Source organism: Bradyrhizobium sp. GW821-FHT13H06 (genome assembly GCF_058803975.1).
Window position 1 is genome coordinate 144177 of the sequence record NZ_JBXAPN010000012.1, and the last position, 17070, is coordinate 161246.

The window sequence follows — 17070 nt, forward strand, 5'->3', positions numbered from 1 at the left end:
AGGGACGTTCTCGATGAGCAAGAAACAATACCGGATCGCGGTCATTCCCGGCGACGGCATCGGCAAGGAAGTCATGCCGGAGGGCCTGCGCGTTCTGGAGGCGGCGGCGAAGAAGCACGGCGTCTCCGTGCATCTCGACCATTTCGACTTCTCGTCCTGGGACTATTACGAGAAGCACGGCCAGATGATGCCCGATGATTGGAAGGAGAAGATCGGCAAGCACGATGCGATCTATTTCGGCGCGGTCGGCTGGCCGGCCAAGATCCCGGATCACGTCTCGCTGTGGGGCTCGCTGATCAAATTCCGCCGCGAGTTCGACCAGTACGTCAACCTTCGCCCGGTGCGGCTGATGCCCGGTGTGCCGTCGCCGCTGGCGGGCCGTAAGCCCGGCGATATCGATTTCTGGGTGGTGCGCGAGAACACGGAAGGCGAATATTCCTCCGTCGGCGGCCGCATGTTCCCCGATACCGACCGCGAGTTCGTGACCCAGCAGACGGTGATGACCCGCATCGGCGTTGATCGCATCCTGAAATTCGCTTTCGAACTCGCGCAGTCGCGGCCGAAGAAGCATTTGACTTCGGCGACGAAGTCGAACGGCATCTCCATCACCATGCCCTATTGGGACGAGCGCGTGGAGGCGATGGCCAGGAAGTTTCCGGGCGTGAAGTGGGACAAGTACCACATCGACATCCTGACGGCGAACTTCGTGCTGCATCCGGACTGGTTCGATGTCGTGGTCGGCTCCAATCTGTTCGGCGACATTCTCTCCGATCTCGGCCCGGCCTGCACCGGCACCATCGGCATCGCGCCATCGGGCAACATCAACCCCGAGGGCGATTTCCCTTCGGTGTTCGAGCCGGTGCACGGTTCGGCGCCCGATATTGCGGGGCAGGGGATTGCGAACCCGATCGGCGCGATCTGGTCCGGCGCGATGATGCTCGAGCATCTCGGCGAGAAGGAAGCCGGCAAGTCGATTGTCGAGGCGATCGAGCGCACGCTGGCCGAACGCACGCTGCGCACCAAGGATCTCGGCGGCAACGCCGACACCACGGCCTGCGGCAAAGCGGTTGCGGATATGGTGGATTGACCTTCGTAGGGTGGGCAAAGGCGCGAAGCGCCGTGCCCACCTCTTCTATCGCGGAAGAACCGATCAGAAGTGGTGGGCACGCTTCGCTTTGCCCACCCTACATCTGCGTCAGGTCAATCAGCCGACGATCTTCTCGATCGCGGCCCGATCCAGGCCGAACGTCTTCCCGGCTTCGAGAATCTCCTGCCAAGTGGTCGGATCGACCGGAATGCCTTCGGCCAGGCGCTTCTTCTTGGTCTCCCGTTCGGGCTCGCCAGCGATCTTCACCTTGTCGACGCCAGCAGCGGGCGGCGAGGCGGTGTGCCAGGCGACGAAACTTTCGACTTCGCGCGCGAGGTTCTCGCCGGTGCCGAGCTTGCCCGGGTCGATGACGATCGAGAGCATGCCGTTGAGGACGTTGTACTTGCCGTCGGACGGGCCCTTGACCACCTGCCCTCCTGAGAGCGCGCCGCCGAGGATTTCGCACACCAGCGCGAGCCCCGAGCCCTTATGCTCCCCGAATGGCAGGATCGCGCCGTGCGGCGGGATCACGGTGTAGCGCGGATTGACGGTGGGTTTGCCTTCATTGTCGATGATGGTACCGGGCTCGAGCTCGACGCCCTTGTTGTGGGCAACACGGGTCTTGCCTTGTGCGATCCTGCTCGTAGCGAAATCGAGCACGATCGGGTCCTTACCTTTGCGCGGGATGCCGACGCAGAACGGGTTGGTGCCGTGGCGAGCATCGCTGCCGCCCCAGGGCGCCACGATCGGCCGCGAGATCACGTTGACGAAATGGATCGAGACCAGCCCATGGTCGATGCACTGCTCGGCCCAGTGGCCGATGCGGCCGATGTGATGCGCGTTGGAAAGGCCGACGAGACACACGCCGTTGCGCTTGGCGCGCTCGGCGGCCAGCTCCATCGCTTCATGGCCCATCACCTGGCCGTAGCCGGTGAGGCCATCGAGGGTGAGAAGCGGACCGGTGTCGAGCACGATCTTGACGTGCTGGTTCAAGGCGAGGCCGCCTGTGGTGACGCTCTGGACATAGCGCGGGATCATGCCGACACCGTGCGAGTCATGCCCTCTAAGATTGGCCTCGACCAGATTGGTGGAGACGAGTTCGGCTTCGCGGTCCGTAGACCCGCCGGCCTTGACGATGGCGCGGACGGCGCTGGTGAGCGCTTCCGCCTTGATGGTGCGATAGTCAGCCATTTGTTGTCGCTCTTATCCCTTCACGATCCGGCGGCAGTGGACCCAGGCCGCTTCAATCAGGTTCTCGCTCGCCTCCGGCGTGCGGAAGGCCGAATGCGCCGACAGCGTCACATTCGGCAATTTCGTCAGCGGATGATCGCCGGGCAGCGGCTCGATGTTGAAGACGTCGAGGCCGGCATGGCGGATGTGGCCGGACTTCAGCGCGTCGATCATGGCGGCTTCGTCGACGACCGCGGCGCGCGCGGTGTTGATGAGGATGACACCACGCTTCATCGCAAGGATCTTCTCGCGCGTGATCATGCCGCGGGTTTCGTCGTTGAGCAGCAGATGCAGCGACACGACGTCGCTCTTCGCCAGCACCGTATCGAGATCGGTGAATTCGACGCCAGGATAGCTTTTGGGCGAGCGATTCCAGGCGATCACTTTCATGCCTGAGCCGGTCGCGATGCGCGCAACCTCGGCGGCAATGCCGCCGAACCCGATCAGGCCGAGCGTCTTGCCGGTGAGCTGCATGCCGTCCTCGCGCAGCCAGTTGCCGGCCCGCATCTCGCGGTCCATCATCGCGATGACGCGGGCCGAAGCCCACATCAGCGCGATCGCGGATTCGGCGACTGCCGTGTCGCCATAGCCCTTGATCAGATGCACGGAGATGCCGAGCTCGGCGAGCTCCTCCGGGTTCATGTAGCTGCGTGCGCCGGTGCCGAGGAACACGACGTGCTTCAGCCCCGTGCATTTCCTCGCCACCTCGGTGGGAAGCGCGGTGTGGTCGACGATCGCGATCTCGGCGCCGTCGAGGATTTCCGGATATTGCTCGGGCTTGATGTCGGGATCCCTGTGGATCCGCACCTTGGGATCGCCGGGCTTCTCCAGCCGCTCCATGATCACGGCGAGGGCTTCATTGGCGTCGACGAAAACTCCGCGCATGGCTCTCTCCGATCAGGACGCGACGCCGGCAATCGCCAGCACGGTATGCATCAGGACGTTGGTGCCCGCAGCGCAGTCGGTCTGCGTGGCGTCCTCCAGCTCGTTGTGACTGATGCCGTCCTTGCAGGGTACGAACACCATCGCCGCAGGCATAACGGTGTTGAGATTGCAGGCGTCATGGCCGGCGCCGGAGGTGATGCGGCGGGAGGAATAGCCCAGCGTCTTCGCTGCGGTCTCAACCGCCGCGATCAGCTTGGGATCGAAATGCGTCGGCGGCTTGCGCCAGACCAGGTCGATCTTGACCTCGACCTTGCGTCGTGCGGCGATCTCGGCGATCGCCGCCCGAAGATCGCGATCGAGCGCATCCATGATGGCGCCGTCGGCACTGCGGCAGTCCATGGTGAAGGCGATCTCGCCGGGAATGACGTTGCGCGAGGGATTTGCGATCACGGCCTCGCCGATGGTGCCGACCGCGTTCGGCCCGTGCTTCCTGGCGATGGCCTCCATCGCCAGCACGATCTCCGACAGCGTCGCCAGCGCGTCGCGCCGCAGCGGCATCGGGGTCGAACCCGCATGGCTCTCGAAGCCGGAAATCTTGCCGTCGTACCAGAGCACGCCCTGGCCGGAATCGACCACGCCGATGGTCTTGCCTTCCGCTTCCAGAATGGGACCCTGCTCGATGTGCAGCTCGACGAAGCATCCGAGCTTCTGGAAGCCGACCGGCTTGTCGCCGCGATAGCCGATGCCGTCGAGCGCCTGGCCGACGGTCATGCCTTCGGCATCCTTGCGCGACAGAATGTCGTCGGTGGTGAAGTCGCCCACATAGGCGGCGGAGGCCATCATCGCAGGTGCGAAGCGCGAGCCTTCCTCGTTGGTCCAGTTGACGACGCAGATCGGAGCCTCGGTCTCGATGCCGGCGTCGTTCAGCGTCCGGATCACTTCCAGCGCGCCGAGCGTCCCCAGGATGCCGTCATATTTGCCGCCGGTCGGCTGGGTATCGAGATGCGAGCCGATGCCGACGGGTGGCTTCGACATGTCGCGGCCCTTGCGCAGGCCGAACATGGAGCCGAGCGCGTCGACGTGGACTTCCAGTCCGGCATCCTCGCAGGCCTTGCGGAACCAGTCGCGCACCTGCTTGTCTTCCGCGCTCAGTGTCAGCCGCCGCACGCCGCCCTTGGCGGTCGCGCCGAATTGCGCGGTCTCGTGGATGGAGCCCCAGAGGCGGGCGGAATCGATTTGCAGATTGGTGGCGGCTCGGCTCATGCGTCTCTTCCATTGATCGCTGTCACTCCGGGGCGCCCAAAGGGCGAACCCGGAATCTCGAGATTCCGGGTTCTCGTCTCCGGGCCGCGCGTAGCGCGGTCCAGTGCGAGCCCCGGAATGACGGTAGAAAACCCGGCGCTTTTCAATGACGCGCCTGCGCGGGCGCGTCAACCGCGAGGCTGCTCTGCGCAATCTGCCGTGCAAGCTCGGCAACGCGCTCCACGGCGACGACGTCGGGGGAGGCGAGCCAGCTCGCGGTGAACGTCAGCGGCGCGATCGCAAGATCGGTGTCGAGCAGTTGCAGCCGTCCGTCGGCGAGCTCGTTCGCCACGATGGCGTCGGGGATCACGGCGATGCCGAGTCCCTCGACCGCCATGTGGATGACCGTCGCGAGCGAAGCGGAGGCATGCAGGCGGATCGGCGGCAGCTCCGGCCGGTCGAACACCTCGCGCACGACCTCGTAAGGTTTGGTCTTGCGCGGGAAGGTGATGATCGGAAACCGGGCGAGGTCCGCCGGCGTCACCGGGCCCTTGCCGAGCCCCAGCGAGGGGCTTGCGAGAAAGCCGATCGGATAATCGGCGAGCACGCGGTTGTGCACGCCGGAGGCGGACAACGGCCCGACGACGAAAGCGAGCTCGATCTCCTGCGCGAGCAGGCGCCCGGTGAGGTTCGGCGTGATGTCGACCTCGATCTCCAGCGACAGGTTCGGATAGACCTCGTTCACGCTCTTCACCAGCCGCGGCAGCCAGGTGTGCACGATGGTCTCGGCGACGCCGAGCCGCATCACGCCGCGCATCGCCGACCGGTCGCCGATCTCCGCCATCATCGCGGCGCGCAGGCCGATCAGCTTCTCGGCATAGACCATCATCTGTCGCCCGCTGGGGGTGGGCGAGGCCACGCGATGATCGCGGTTCAGGAGCTTCACGCCCATCTCGCGCTCGAGCTGTGCAATGCGCTGCGAGATCGCCGGCTGGGTGGTGTTGAGCCGTTGGGCGGCGCCACGGAAGCTGCCGAGCTTCACAACCCAGAGGAACGTCTCGATCGACCTGAAGTCCAGCATTGGAAGGATTTCCCCGATCGATAAATTATATTTATCGATATTGATTAGAAACGACGATTAGACTTTATAGCACGCTTGGTGTTGGCTTGTCTTTGTCGAGTTTATAGGCAGGTCGATCACATGACTGTTTTGGTGGCAGCGCAGCAAACTGAAACGCCCGACGCCCTTCCGAGCCGCAAGGCCCGGCTCGCCTACCGCGAGGGGCTGGTTGCCTCCACCGCCGGCGTCGCTCCGGGTTTCGTCCAGGGCAATCTGGCGATCCTGCCTGCCGAATATGCGGGCGCCTTTCACCGCTTCTGCCAACTCAATCCGAAGCCATGCCCGATCATCGGCATGTCTGACGTCGGTAGCCCGCACATCCCGTCCCTCGGCGCCGATCTCGACATCCGCACCGACGTGCCGCGCTACCGCGTCTGGCGCGACGGCGAAGTCGTGGACGAGCCGACCGACGTGACGAAGTATTGGCGCGACGATCTCGTGACCTTCGTGCTCGGTTGCTCCTTCTCGTTCGAAGAAGCTCTGCTCGAGGAAGGCATGCCGATCCGGCACATCGAGAAGAACGTGCGCGTGCCGATGTATCGCACCAACATTCCTTGCGGCGAAGCCGGGCCGTTCGCCGGTCCGATGGTCGTGTCGATGCGCCCGTTCAAGCCGGCGGACGCAATTCGTGCGGTGCAGATCACCTCACGCTATCCCGCCGTGCACGGTGCGCCCGTGCATCTCGGCCATCCGCATCTGATCGGCATCAAGGACATTGCGAAGCCCGACTATGGCGATCCGGTGCCGGTCGCCGACGACGAGATTCCGGTGTTCTGGGCCTGCGGGGTGACGCCGCAATCGGTGATCAATGCCGCGAAACTCCCGTTCGCCATCACGCATTCGCCCGGCCTCATGCTGGTGACGGATCTGAAGAACAGAAACATGGCCGTGATTTAGTGGGCAGCGTCTGCTGCTTCTTCAGGCTTTACCGCATCCATCATTCGCTTCATTCGATCAGCCGAAATTCAGTAACAGGGGACTTTGCCATGACGATCACTCGCCGCGACGTGTTGTTGGGAGCCACCGCCACTGCCGCTCTCGTGCCGCTGGCAGCGCGCGCACAGACCTCGGAAGTCGTGATCGGCGTGATCTATCCGTTCTCGGGCGGCAGCGCGCAGCAGGGCGTCGACGCGCAGAAGGCCTATGAGACCGCACTCGAAGTCATCAACAAGGACACCGCTTTCGACCTGCCGCTGGCGAAAGGCGAAGGCCTGCCGGGTCTCGGCGGCGCGAAGATCCGCCTCGTGTTCGCCGACCACCAGGCCGACCCGCAGAAGGGGCGCGCCGAGGCCGAGCGCCTGATCACGCAGGAGAAGGTCTGCGCCATCATCGGCACCTATCAGAGCGCCGTCGCCGTCACCGTCAGCCAGATCTGCGAACGCTACCAGGTCCCGTTCGTGTCCGCCGACAATTCCTCGCCCAGCCTGCATCGCCGCGGCCTGAAATATTACTTCCGCGCCGCGCCGCATGACGAGATGTACTCGGCCGCGATGTTCGACTTCTTCGATGCCATGAAGAAGAAGGGCACCAAGATCGAGACGCTGTCGCTGTTCCACGAGGACACCATCTTCGGCACCGACTCCGGCAACGCCCAGACCAAGATCGCCGGCGAGCGCGGCTACAAGATCGTCACCGACATCAAGTATCGCGCCAACTCGCCCTCGCTCTCGGCCGAGGTGCAGCAGCTCAAGACCGCCAATGCCGACGTGCTGATGCCCTCGAGCTACACCACCGACGGCATCCTCCTGGTCAAGACCATGGCCGAGCTCGGCTACAAGCCGAATGCGATCGTGGCGCAGGACGCCGGCTTCTCCGAGAAGGCTCTCTATGATGCCGTCGGCGACAAGCTCGAAGGCGTCATCTCGCGCGGCACCTTCTCGCTCGACCTCGCGCAGAAGCGCCCGATGGTCGGCAAGATCAACGACATGTTCAAGGCGAAGTCGGGCAAGGATTTCAACGATCTCACCTCGCGCCAGTTCATGGGCCTGATCATCCTCGCCGACGCCATCAACCGCGCCAAGTCGACCGACGGCGAGAAGATCCGCGACGCGCTGGCGGCGACCGATATCCCGGGCGATCAGACCATCATGCCCTGGAAGCGCGTCAAGTTCGACGAGATGGGCCAGAACAACGACGCCGATCCGGTGCTGCTGCAATATGTCGGCGGCAAGTTCGTCACCATCTTCCCGCCGCAGGCCGCGATCGCCGAGGCGATCTGGCCGATGAAGTAAGGCGCTGCGGGAGCAGGGGAGCACATCGCGATCGTCGCGCGAGCCTCGTCATTGCGAGGAGCGAAGCGACGAAGCAATCCAGGCGGTCTCCGTGGTGGGATGCTGGATTGCTTCGCTTTGCTCGCAATGACAGAGCAAACGGTGACTTTTCGAACGGGGGACGAGAGTTGACAGCCCAAGCCATAATCCAAAGTCTCGCGAGCGGCCTCCTCATGGGCCTGCTCTACGGACTGATCGCGGTCGGCCTCGCGCTGATCTTCGGCCTGATGGACGTCACGAACTTCGCCCATGGCGAGTTCCTGATGCTCGCGATGTACCTGTCCTTCTTTTTGTTCGCGTTCTTCGCCATCGACCCCTTGCTGTCGGCGCCATTGGTCGCCGCGGCGCTCTTCGTTTTCGGAGCGGTGATCTACCTGCTCATTGTTCGCTTCGCCATGCGGGCCAAGGCCAATGCCGGCATGGTGCAGATCTTCACCACCTTCGGCCTCGCAATCGTGATGCGCGGGCTCGCGCAGTTCTTCTTCACCCCTGACTATCGCAGCATTCCGCAGTCCTGGCTCGGCGGTAAGACTATCTCGATTGCCGGCATCTTCCTGCCGGAGCCGCAGCTGGTCGGCGCGCTGGTCTCGGTTCTCGCCTTTGCCGGCCTCTACTTCTTCATCCACCGTACCGATTTCGGCCGCGCGATCGAGGCCACCCGCGAAGATCCCGGTGCGGTGGCGCTCGTCGGCATCGACAAGAACCGCGTGTTCGCGTTCGGCTGGGGCCTCGGCGCCGCGCTGGTTGGTCTCGCCGGCGCGATCATGGCGGTGTTCTTCTACATCTATCCCGATGTCGGCGCGTCCTTCGCGCTGATCGCCTATGTCACGGTGGCGCTGGGCGGCTTCGGCAGCGTGTTCGGGGCCTTCGCCGGCGGCATCATCGTCGGTCTCGTCGAGGCGGTCACGGCCTTGGTGCTGCCGCCCTCGCTGAAATCCGTCGGCATCTACGCCGTCTACCTGCTCGTGGTCTTCATCCGGCCCCGCGGCCTGTTCGGGTCGATGTGATGGACAAGAATTTTGCAGCGCGGCGCCGCCGCGACCTCATCATCGCCGCAGGACTGGCCGGGATCGCCGCACTGGCGCCGCTGTTCGTCAAGGACGTCTACGTCCAGAACATCCTGATCCTGACGCTGATGTATGCGGCGCTGTCTCAGAGCTGGAACATCCTGTCGGGCTATTGCGGACAGATCTCGCTCGGACACGCGCTCTATTTCGGCATCGGCGCCTACACCACCGAGCTGCTGTTCACCAAGTTCGGCGTGCTGCCCTGGTTCGGCATGCTCGGCGGCGGCGTGATCGCCGCGCTGATCGCGATGGGGCTCGGCTATCCCTTTTTCCGCCTGCGCGGCCATTACTTCGTGATCGCGACCATCGTCATCGCCGAGATCGGTCTGCTCCTGTTCCAGAACTGGGAATGGGCGGGCGCCGCGATGGGCATCACCATTCCGATCCGCGGCGACAGCTGGCTGAAATTCCAGTTCCTGCGCACCAAGCTGCCGTACTTCTATTTCGCGCTGGGGCTGTGCTGTCTCGCCTGGTTCGTCACCTGGTGGCTGGAAGATTCCAAATGGGGCTTCTGGTGGCGCGCGGTGAAGGACAATCCGGAAGCGGCCGAGAGCCTCGGCGTCGTCGTCTTCAACTCCAAGATGGGCGCGGCCGCCGTCTCGGCCTTCCTCGTCGCCATTGGCGGTGCCTTCTACGCGCAGTTTCTCGCCTATATCGATCCTGAAAGCGTGATGGGCTTCCAGTTCTCGCTGCTGATGGCACTGCCGGCCGTGCTCGGCGGCATCGGCACCCTCTGGGGGCCGGTGTTGGGAGCCGCCATCCTGATCCCGATGACGGAGCTGACGCGCTCCTATATCGGCGGCTCCGGGCGCGGCGTCGACCTCATCGTGTACGGCATGCTGATCGTGCTGATCTCGCTGGCGCTGCCGCAGGGTCTGGTGAGCCTGTTCTCCCGTTCGAAAGCAAAGGGAGCCACGCGATGACCGCGCTCCTTGAAACCCGCGGCGTCTGGCAGCGTTTTGGCGGCCTCATCGCCAACAGCGACGTCTCGATCTCGGTCGGCCGTGGCGAGATCGTCGGCCTGATCGGCCCGAACGGCGCCGGCAAGTCGACCCTGTTCAACCTCATCGCGGGCGTGCTGCCGCCGACCCAAGGCTCGATTCTATTCGACGGCGAGGACGTCACCCACATGCCGGCTGCCGAACGCTGCCAGCGCGGGATCGGTCGGACCTTCCAGGTGGTCAAGAGCTTCGAGACCATGACAGTCATCGACAACGTCATCGTCGGTGCGCTCGTGCGCAACACCGTGATGCGCGAGGCGCGCCGCAAGGCGCACGAGGTGCTGGAGTTCACCGGTCTTGCCGCGCGCGCCGACGTGCTCGCCAGCGACCTCGTGCCGGCCGAGAAGCGCCGTCTCGAAGTTGCCCGTGCGCTCGCGACCGAACCGAAGCTGCTGCTGCTCGACGAAGTCCTCACCGGGCTCACGCCGACCGAGGCGCAGACCGGCGTTGCCTTGGTGCGCAAGGTGCGAGATGCCGGCATCACCGTCTTGATGGTCGAGCACGTCATGGAGATCGTGATGCCGCTGGTCGACCGCGCCATCGTGCTCGACCTCGGCAAGGTGCTGGTCGAGGGCAAGCCCGCAGACGTCGTCCGCGATCCCAAGGTGATCAGCGCATATCTGGGAGATCGTCATGCTGTCGGTGCGTGAAGTCACGACCGCCTATCAGGGCCTCGTCGCGATCTCCGCGGTCTCGATCGAGGTCCAGAAGGGCGAGATCGTCTGCGTCGCCGGCGCCAACGGCGCGGGCAAGTCGACGCTGCTCAAATCCATCGCCGGTGCCGAGCGTCCGCGCTCGGGCACGGTGACGTTCGACGGCAAGCGCCTCGACGGCATGGCGCAACACCACATCACGGCGACCGGCATCGCTTACGTGCCGGAGAACCGCCGGCTGTTTCCGCGGCTGTCGGTGCGCGACAATCTGCGTCTCGGCAGCTATCTCTACCGTGGCGAAGCCAACCGCGAAGAGCCGCTCGATCTCGTCTTCAAGCTGTTCCCGCGTCTTCAGGAACGTTTGGAGCAGCGCGCCGAGACGCTCTCCGGCGGCGAGCAGCAGATGCTGGCCATCGGCCGCGCACTGATGACGCGCCCGCGGCTTCTGATGCTGGACGAGCCCTCGCAGGGCATCATGCCAAAGCTCGTGGACGAAATCTTCCAGGCCGTGAAACGCATCCGCGACGCCGGCATGACCGTGTTGATCGTCGAGCAGCGCATGGCCGAATGCCTGGAGATCGCCGACCGCGCCTACATCCTGCAGACCGGCCGCGTGCTGATGCAGGGCGTAGCAAGCGAGATCAAGGGCAATCCGGACGTGCGCAAGGCGTATCTGGGGCTGTGATGCTGCCGTAGCCCGGATGAGCGCAGCGACATCCGGGGCAGGTGGTCCCGCATGTCGCTGCGCTCATGCCGGCTACGATCGTCGCCACATCCTCCGTCATTGCGAGCGCAGCGAAGCAATCCAGGGGTCTTTCCGCGGAGGAATTCTGGATTGCTTCGCTGCGCTCGCAATGACGTGGTTGGAGGCGGGCCTAATGCCCGTGCCCATGCTCCGGCAGCGTCACCCCAAACACCTTCACCAGATCCTTCACTTGCTCGGGTGACAAATACCGCGGGTTCATCCCGCGCAGCAGCAGGTACAGCTTCGCCGTCTCCTCCAGCTCTTCCGTCGCGAACACCGCGGCCTCCAGCGTGTCGCCGGCGACGACCGGGCCGTGATTGGCGAGCAGCACCGATGAATATTTCCCCGCCAGTCCCTTGATCGCATCCGCAACCGCGGGATCGCCGGGGCGGTAATAGGGCACGAGCGCGGTGGCGCCGCATTTCATCAGGTAATAGGCTGTCATCGGCGGCAGCGCAGCCCGCGGGTCGATCTCGGGGAGCATCGAGAGCGCGACCGAATGGGTGGAGTGCAGATGCACGATCGCCCGTGCGCTTCCGCGTGTGTCGTAGAGCGCGGTGTGCAGCGGAACTTCCTTGGTCGGCGCATCGCCCGACACCTGCCGGCCCTGATCGTCCAGCCGGGACAGCTTTGCGGGATCGAGGAAGCCAAGCGAGGCGTTGGTCGGCGTTACCAGCCAGCCGCCGTCGTCCATCCTGACGCTGATATTGCCGGAGGAGCCCGGCGTCAGCCCGCGCTCGAACAGGGACCGTCCGAAGCGGCAGATATCCTCACGCAGCCGTGTTTCGTTGCTCATGGCCGTCATGCCCGCTTGTCTCACGCTTTGGCAGCGCGGCCAAGCCGTGATATCGGTTCGCTGAGCCGCCGCAAAGGGCAGCCGTCCGGGAAACGTTCGCAAGGGTCAGTTGTATGTCCGCCTCCAGCTCTCAAAATCAGCGCATCGCCGTCGTCGGCCTCGGCTCGATGGGATACGGCATGGCGACCTCGCTGAAGCGCGCCGGCCACGCCGTGACCGGCTGCGACGTCTCGGCTGACGCGGTGGCGCGCTTCGTGACGGATGGCGGCGCGGGGGCCAAGACTCCGGCCGAAGCGGCCAGGGAGGCCGATGTCGTCGTCAGCGTCGTCGTCAATGCTGCGCAGACGGAGGCGATCCTGTTCGGCAAGGATGGGGCCGCCGAGACCATGCCGAAGGACAGCGTCTTCGTATCCTCGGCCACCATGGATCCCGACGTGGCGCGGCGCCTGGCCAAGCAGCTTGAGGCGACCGGACGGCATTATCTGGACGCGCCGATCTCCGGCGGGGCGCAGCGCGCCGCGCAAGGCGAGCTGACGATCCTCGCCTCCGGCAGTCCCGCCGCTTTTGCTAAGGCGCGGCCCGCGCTCGATGCCATGGCCGCAAAGCTCTACGAGCTCGGCGATGCCGCCGGGCAGGGCGCTGCGTTCAAGATGATCAATCAATTGCTCGCCGGCGTGCACATCGCCGCCGCCAGCGAAGCGATGGCGTTCGCGGCGAAGCAGGGCCTCGACATCCGCAAGGTCTATGAGGTGATCACGGCTTCGGCCGGCAATTCCTGGATGTTCGAGAATCGCATGCCGCACGTGCTCGATGGCGATTACACGCCGCGTAGCGCGGTCGAGATCTTCGTCAAGGACCTCGGCATCATTCAGGACATGGCACGCACTGCCCGATTCCCCGTGCCGGTATCCGCCGCCGCGCTCCAGATGTTTCTGATGACATCAGCCGCCGGCATGGGCCGTGACGACGATGCTTCCGTGGCGCGGATGTATGCGCAGGTCACCGGCGTCAAGCTGCCCGGCGACAAATAAGCAAGAGGAACTCCGATGCCCCGTTTCGCCGCAAATCTCTCGATGATGTTCACCGAGGTGCCGTTCCTCGACCGCTTCGACGCCGCAGCCCAGGCCGGCTTCACCGCCGTCGAGTTTCTCTTTCCCTACGAGCATCCGGCGGAAGCGATCGGCGAGCGGCTCGAGCGCAATGGTCTGACCCAGGCGCTGTTCAATCTGCCGCCGGGCGACTGGAACGCCGGCGAGAAGGGCTTTGCGGCGCTGCCGTCGCGGTTCAACGATCTCAAGGCGAGCCTGGAGACGGCGCTGCCTTATGCCAGGGCGACCGGCGTCAAGCGCCTGCACCTGATGGCCGGCATCGCCAACCGCGGCGAACGTGTGGCGATCGAGGCGTTCTACAAGTCGGTGGCCTGGGCCGCGGAGTTCTTCGCACCCCACGGCATCGATGTCGTGATCGAGCCGATCAATGCGCGCAACGTGCCCGGCTATTTCCTCAACGATTTCGGCTTCGCGCGCGACCTGATCCAGGAGCTGAGGCTTGCGAACCTGAAGCTCCAGTTCGACATCTATCACTGCCAGATCATCCATGGCGACGTCACCATGCGGCTGCGCGAGATGATGCCGATCATCGGCCACATCCAGATCGCCAGCATCCCCTCGCGCAACGAGCCCGACGGCGAGGAGCTGAACTATCCGTTCCTGTTCGCGGAGCTCGACCGGCTCGGCTATGCCGGCTTCGTCGGCTGCGAGTACAATCCGCGCGGCAAGACCACCGATGGGCTCGCCTGGTTCAAGCCCTACTCTGGAGTGAAGTCGTGACACTTGCGTTGGGCTGCATCGCCGACGACTACACCGGCGCCTCCGATCTCGCCAACACGCTGACGCGCGCGGGTCTGCGCACCGTGCAGACCATCGGCGTACCCACGGACGATCTAGCGCTGCCTGAGGTCGATGCCGTCGTGGTGTCGCTGAAGAGCCGCTCGATCGAAGCCGGCCTCGCGGTGTCGCGCTCGCGCGCGGCGGAGACATGGCTGCGCGGCCGCGGCGCGGGCCACGTGTTGTTCAAGATCTGCTCGACCTTCGATTCCACCGACGCCGGCAATATCGGCCCGGTGATGGACGCGTTACGCGCCGATTCCGGCGAAGCCGTCGTGCTGGTGACACCGGCGTTCCCCGAGACCGGCCGCACCGTCTACCAGGGTAACCTGTTCGTCGGTGCCGTGCCGCTCAACGAGAGCCCGCTGAAGGACCATCCGCTCAACCCGATGCACGATTCGAACCTGGTGCGCGTGCTGGCGCGCCAGAGCAACACGCAGATCGGCCTCGTCGATCTCGCCACCGTCACGCGCGGCGCGGAGGCCGTGCGGGCGCGATTGGCCGAGCTCGCGGGCAAGGGCATCGGCGCCGCGATCATCGACGCCGTCTTCGACCGTGATCTCGAGACCATCGGTCTCGTCGCCGCCGAACATCGGCTGTCGGTCGGCGCCTCGGGCATCGGCCTTGGACTCGCACGGGCTCTGGTATCGACTGGAAGGGTCAAGGCAGCGGCAACCAGTGATGCAGGCGCGCCGGTCGGCGGACCGGCGGCATGCCTTGCCGGGAGTTGCTCGCAGGCGACGCTTCAGCAGATCGCCAATGCCGAACGCATCATGCCGGTGCTTCATCTCGATCCGGACCGTATCATTACGGGGGCAGACGAAGTGCAGCGCGCGCTGGGCTGGGCAGCACCACGACTGGCCGAGGGTCCGGTGCTGATCGCATCGAGCTCGACACCGGATCAGGTCGCCGCGTTGCAGGCACGCCACGGTCGCGACGCCGCCGGCCATGCCATCGAGCAGGCGATGGCCGACATTGCGGAGAGCCTCGTAAAATCGGGCGTGCGGCGACTGATCGTTGCCGGCGGCGAGACGTCCGGGGCCGTTGTCGATCGGTTGAAGATTCCCGGATTTCTCGTGGGAGTAGAAATTGCCGCAGGCGTTCCGGTGCTGCGCGCGGTCGGTGCCGAAAGCGACATGCTGCTCGCTCTGAAGTCCGGAAATTTCGGCGGAGCGGAGTTTTTCTCCGACGCAATCAGGCTCATGCGCTGAGCGCAGAGCATTTTTAGCTGCCTGTTCATTTCTGTCGGGCTCCGTGCTCGCACGGAGCCGTCGTTAACGTCTGCACAAGTGCTCTGGTGTTGGATGTCGGCGCTGCTCCCTTTGATTGATTCGTAGAACTTCGGACGCGCGCCGGCGCCAATACAACGAGACCCGATTATGTTTGCCAAACTCTCCATCCGCACCAAAATCATCAGTGTCGTGGCATTCCTGCTGGTCGCGATGGCCGGCATGGGCCTGCTCGCCGTCATGAAGATGCGGTCGATGAATGCCAACACCGTCGACATCACCACGAACTGGCTGCCCAGCGTGCGGGTGATCGGCGATCTGCGCGCCAGCGTCATCACGTATCGCAACGTGGTTCGCCAGCACATGCTTGCCGAGTCGCTGGACGACAAGCTCGCGACGGAGAAGACCGCTGCCACGGTGAGCGAAGCGCTCGCCAAGGTGCGCTCCAAGTACGAGGCCATGATCAGCTCCCCGGAAGAGCGGGCGCTCTACAACCAATGGTCCAGGCTCTGGGACGACTACAAGAAGGGCACCGAGGAGGTCATGGCATTGTCGCGCAAGGAGGCCGGCAAGCTCCCGCGCGAGGCGCAGGAGCTCAACTCCAAGACCGTCAACAAGATCGGGCTCCAGGCCGACGAGGTCCTGAACAAGGACATCGAGCTCAACACGAAGGGCGGCGAACGGGCCGCTCAGGAGGCTGCCGACAGCTACGCCTATGCCTTCATGCTGGTTTCGGTCATTCTCGGCGCCGCTGTCGTGATCGGCCTTGGGCTCAGCTTCTATCTCGTCCGAGACGTATCCAGCGGCATCAACTCGATCATCCAGCCGATGCAGGCGCTGGGTAAGGGCGACCTCTCCGCCGAGGTCCCCCACCGCGGCGAGAAGACCGAGATCGGCGCCATGGCCGACGTGCTCCAGATATTCAAGGAGGCGCTGATCGCCAAGAAGGCCGCCGACGAAGCCGCCGCGGCGGATGCCGAAGCCAAGATCGAGCGTGGCCGCCGTGTCGACAATGTCACCCGCGAATTCGAAACGATGATCGGCGAGATCGTCCAGACCGTGTCGTCGGCCTCGACTCAGCTCGAAGCCTCCGCCTCGACGCTGACTGCGACCGCGGACCGCTCGCAGCGGCTGGCGACCACGGTCGCCTCCGCTTCGGAGGAAGCCTCGACCAACGTGCAATCGGTCGCCTCGGCGACGGAGGAGATGGCTTCGTCGGTCGGCGAGATCAGCCGCCAGGTGCAGGAATCGGCGCGGATGGCGGGCGATGCCGTCGGCCAGGCGCGCGCCACCACCGAGCGCGTCAGCGAGCTCTCCAAGGCCGCCTCGCGCATCGGCGACGTCGTCGAGCTGATCAACACCATCGCCGGCCAGACCAATCTGCTCGCGCTGAATGCCACCATCGAAGCCGCACGTGCCGGTGAAGCCGGCCGCGGCTTCGCCGTGGTCGCTTCCGAGGTGAAGGCGCTCGCCGAGCAGACCGCGAAGGCGACCGGCGAGATAGGCCAGCAGATTTCCGGCATCCAGGCCGCGACCAACGACTCGGTCGGCGCCATCAAGGAGATCTCCTCGACCATCGAGCGTCTGTCGGAGATCTCGTCGGCGATCGCGGCGGCGGTGGAGGAGCAGGGCGCGGCGACGCAGGAAATCGCCCGCAACGTGCAGCAGGCCGCGCAGGGCACGCAGCAGGTGTCGTCGAACATCACCGACGTGCAGCGCGGCGCGACCGAGACCGGCACGGCCTCCTCGCAGGTGCTGTCGGCGGCACAGATGCTGTCGAACGACTCGAACCGGCTCAAGACCGAGGTCAGCAAGTTCCTGACCAATGTGCGCGCGGCGTAGTTCGCGCTCACCTCATC

The 17070-nt window shown here is 64.8% G+C and carries 16 protein-coding genes; 11 read left to right on the top strand and 5 right to left on the bottom strand.

What is annotated here, in order from left to right:
- Positions 1–13 precede the first annotated feature (13 nt).
- Positions 14–1087, top strand: coding sequence for a tartrate dehydrogenase (locus tag AC1RQP_RS34705; RefSeq protein WP_492941702.1), 1074 nt, complete (start codon positions 14–16; stop codon positions 1085–1087).
- Between the two features lie 117 nt (positions 1088–1204).
- On the opposite strand, the gene AC1RQP_RS34710 is transcribed toward AC1RQP_RS34705, so the two are convergent.
- From AC1RQP_RS34710 to AC1RQP_RS34725, 4 genes are all read right to left on the bottom strand, one after another.
- The gene (locus tag AC1RQP_RS34710) at positions 1205–2278 is read right to left on the bottom strand and encodes a malate/lactate/ureidoglycolate dehydrogenase (protein ID WP_492941704.1); all 1074 of its coding nucleotides are present in this window, start codon (positions 2276–2278) and stop codon (positions 1205–1207) included.
- Positions 2279–2290: 12 nt separating this feature from the next.
- Positions 2291–3202, bottom strand: a complete 912-nt coding sequence (locus tag AC1RQP_RS34715; protein WP_028178362.1) for an NAD(P)-dependent oxidoreductase — start codon at positions 3200–3202, stop codon at positions 2291–2293.
- Between the two features lie 12 nt (positions 3203–3214).
- The gene (locus AC1RQP_RS34720) at positions 3215–4465 is read right to left on the bottom strand and encodes a Zn-dependent hydrolase (RefSeq protein ID WP_492941706.1); all 1251 of its coding nucleotides are present in this window, start codon (positions 4463–4465) and stop codon (positions 3215–3217) included.
- A gap of 142 nt (positions 4466–4607) precedes the next feature.
- Positions 4608–5525: a LysR family transcriptional regulator gene (locus AC1RQP_RS34725; RefSeq protein WP_035673265.1), complete on the bottom strand. Its 918-nt coding sequence runs from the start codon at positions 5523–5525 to the stop codon at positions 4608–4610.
- Positions 5526–5645: 120 nt separating this feature from the next.
- On the opposite strand from AC1RQP_RS34725, the gene AC1RQP_RS34730 reads away from it, so the two are divergent.
- The 6 genes from AC1RQP_RS34730 (at position 5646) to AC1RQP_RS34755 (ending at position 11240) form a co-directional block, all read left to right on the top strand.
- On the top strand, positions 5646–6461 hold the full coding sequence (locus AC1RQP_RS34730) for a putative hydro-lyase (RefSeq protein WP_239622248.1): 816 nt from the start codon (positions 5646–5648) through the stop codon (positions 6459–6461).
- Between the two features lie 89 nt (positions 6462–6550).
- The gene (locus AC1RQP_RS34735; RefSeq protein ID WP_492941709.1) at positions 6551–7795 is read left to right on the top strand and encodes an ABC transporter substrate-binding protein; all 1245 of its coding nucleotides are present in this window, start codon (positions 6551–6553) and stop codon (positions 7793–7795) included.
- Between the two features lie 167 nt (positions 7796–7962).
- Entirely contained in the window at positions 7963–8841 is an 879-nt protein-coding gene (locus AC1RQP_RS34740; RefSeq protein ID WP_492941711.1) for a branched-chain amino acid ABC transporter permease, read from the top strand.
- On the top strand, positions 8841–9824 hold the full coding sequence (locus AC1RQP_RS34745) for a branched-chain amino acid ABC transporter permease (protein ID WP_492941713.1): 984 nt from the start codon (positions 8841–8843) through the stop codon (positions 9822–9824). Before AC1RQP_RS34740 ends, AC1RQP_RS34745 begins: the two co-directional genes overlap by 1 nt.
- Positions 9821–10552: an ABC transporter ATP-binding protein gene (locus AC1RQP_RS34750; RefSeq protein ID WP_028178355.1), complete on the top strand. Its 732-nt coding sequence runs from the start codon at positions 9821–9823 to the stop codon at positions 10550–10552. Before AC1RQP_RS34745 ends, AC1RQP_RS34750 begins: the two co-directional genes overlap by 4 nt.
- Entirely contained in the window at positions 10536–11240 is a 705-nt protein-coding gene (locus AC1RQP_RS34755) for an ABC transporter ATP-binding protein (RefSeq protein ID WP_492941715.1), read from the top strand. Before AC1RQP_RS34750 ends, AC1RQP_RS34755 begins: the two co-directional genes overlap by 17 nt.
- Positions 11241–11430: 190 nt before the next feature.
- Here AC1RQP_RS34755 and otnC read toward each other — a convergent pair whose 3' ends face one another.
- The gene (gene otnC, locus AC1RQP_RS34760; RefSeq protein WP_492941717.1) at positions 11431–12105 is read right to left on the bottom strand and encodes a 3-oxo-tetronate 4-phosphate decarboxylase; all 675 of its coding nucleotides are present in this window, start codon (positions 12103–12105) and stop codon (positions 11431–11433) included.
- Positions 12106–12209: 104 nt separating this feature from the next.
- Here otnC and ltnD point away from each other — a divergent pair, with 104 nt between their 5' ends.
- The 4 genes from ltnD (at position 12210) to AC1RQP_RS34780 (ending at position 17053) form a co-directional block, all read left to right on the top strand.
- Positions 12210–13127: an L-threonate dehydrogenase gene (ltnD, locus tag AC1RQP_RS34765; RefSeq protein ID WP_492941719.1), complete on the top strand. Its 918-nt coding sequence runs from the start codon at positions 12210–12212 to the stop codon at positions 13125–13127.
- A gap of 15 nt (positions 13128–13142) precedes the next feature.
- Positions 13143–13925 (top strand): 2-oxo-tetronate isomerase, encoded by a 783-nt coding sequence (gene otnI / locus AC1RQP_RS34770; RefSeq protein ID WP_492941721.1) that lies wholly within the window; start codon positions 13143–13145, stop codon positions 13923–13925.
- Entirely contained in the window at positions 13922–15193 is a 1272-nt protein-coding gene (otnK, locus tag AC1RQP_RS34775; protein WP_492941723.1) for a 3-oxo-tetronate kinase, read from the top strand. The genes otnI and otnK overlap by 4 nt, the downstream gene beginning before the upstream one ends.
- A gap of 168 nt (positions 15194–15361) precedes the next feature.
- Complete coding sequence (locus AC1RQP_RS34780; protein ID WP_239622257.1) at positions 15362–17053, top strand: methyl-accepting chemotaxis protein; 1692 nt, start codon at positions 15362–15364, stop codon at positions 17051–17053.
- Positions 17054–17070: the final 17 nt, after the last annotated feature.

What these genes read in the sequence shown, in the direction of transcription:
- AC1RQP_RS34720 (WP_492941706.1), bottom strand. Translation starts at nt 4,465, where the DNA reads ATGAGCCGAGCCGCCACCAATCTGCAAATCGATTCCGCCCGCCTCTGG.
- AC1RQP_RS34710 (WP_492941704.1), bottom strand. Translation starts at nt 2,278, where the DNA reads ATGGCTGACTATCGCACCATCAAGGCGGAAGCGCTCACCAGCGCCGTC.
- ltnD (WP_492941719.1), top strand. Translation starts at nt 12,210, where the DNA reads ATGTCCGCCTCCAGCTCTCAAAATCAGCGCATCGCCGTCGTCGGCCTC.
- AC1RQP_RS34705 (WP_492941702.1), top strand. Translation starts at nt 14, where the DNA reads ATGAGCAAGAAACAATACCGGATCGCGGTCATTCCCGGCGACGGCATC.
- AC1RQP_RS34725 (WP_035673265.1), bottom strand. Translation starts at nt 5,525, where the DNA reads ATGCTGGACTTCAGGTCGATCGAGACGTTCCTCTGGGTTGTGAAGCTC.
- AC1RQP_RS34745 (WP_492941713.1), top strand. Translation starts at nt 8,841, where the DNA reads ATGGACAAGAATTTTGCAGCGCGGCGCCGCCGCGACCTCATCATCGCC.
- AC1RQP_RS34750 (WP_028178355.1), top strand. Translation starts at nt 9,821, where the DNA reads ATGACCGCGCTCCTTGAAACCCGCGGCGTCTGGCAGCGTTTTGGCGGC.
- AC1RQP_RS34755 (WP_492941715.1), top strand. Translation starts at nt 10,536, where the DNA reads ATGCTGTCGGTGCGTGAAGTCACGACCGCCTATCAGGGCCTCGTCGCG.
- otnC (WP_492941717.1), bottom strand. Translation starts at nt 12,105, where the DNA reads ATGACGGCCATGAGCAACGAAACACGGCTGCGTGAGGATATCTGCCGC.
- AC1RQP_RS34730 (WP_239622248.1), top strand. Translation starts at nt 5,646, where the DNA reads ATGACTGTTTTGGTGGCAGCGCAGCAAACTGAAACGCCCGACGCCCTT.
- AC1RQP_RS34715 (WP_028178362.1), bottom strand. Translation starts at nt 3,202, where the DNA reads ATGCGCGGAGTTTTCGTCGACGCCAATGAAGCCCTCGCCGTGATCATG.
- AC1RQP_RS34780 (WP_239622257.1), top strand. Translation starts at nt 15,362, where the DNA reads ATGTTTGCCAAACTCTCCATCCGCACCAAAATCATCAGTGTCGTGGCA.
- otnI (WP_492941721.1), top strand. Translation starts at nt 13,143, where the DNA reads ATGCCCCGTTTCGCCGCAAATCTCTCGATGATGTTCACCGAGGTGCCG.
- AC1RQP_RS34735 (WP_492941709.1), top strand. Translation starts at nt 6,551, where the DNA reads ATGACGATCACTCGCCGCGACGTGTTGTTGGGAGCCACCGCCACTGCC.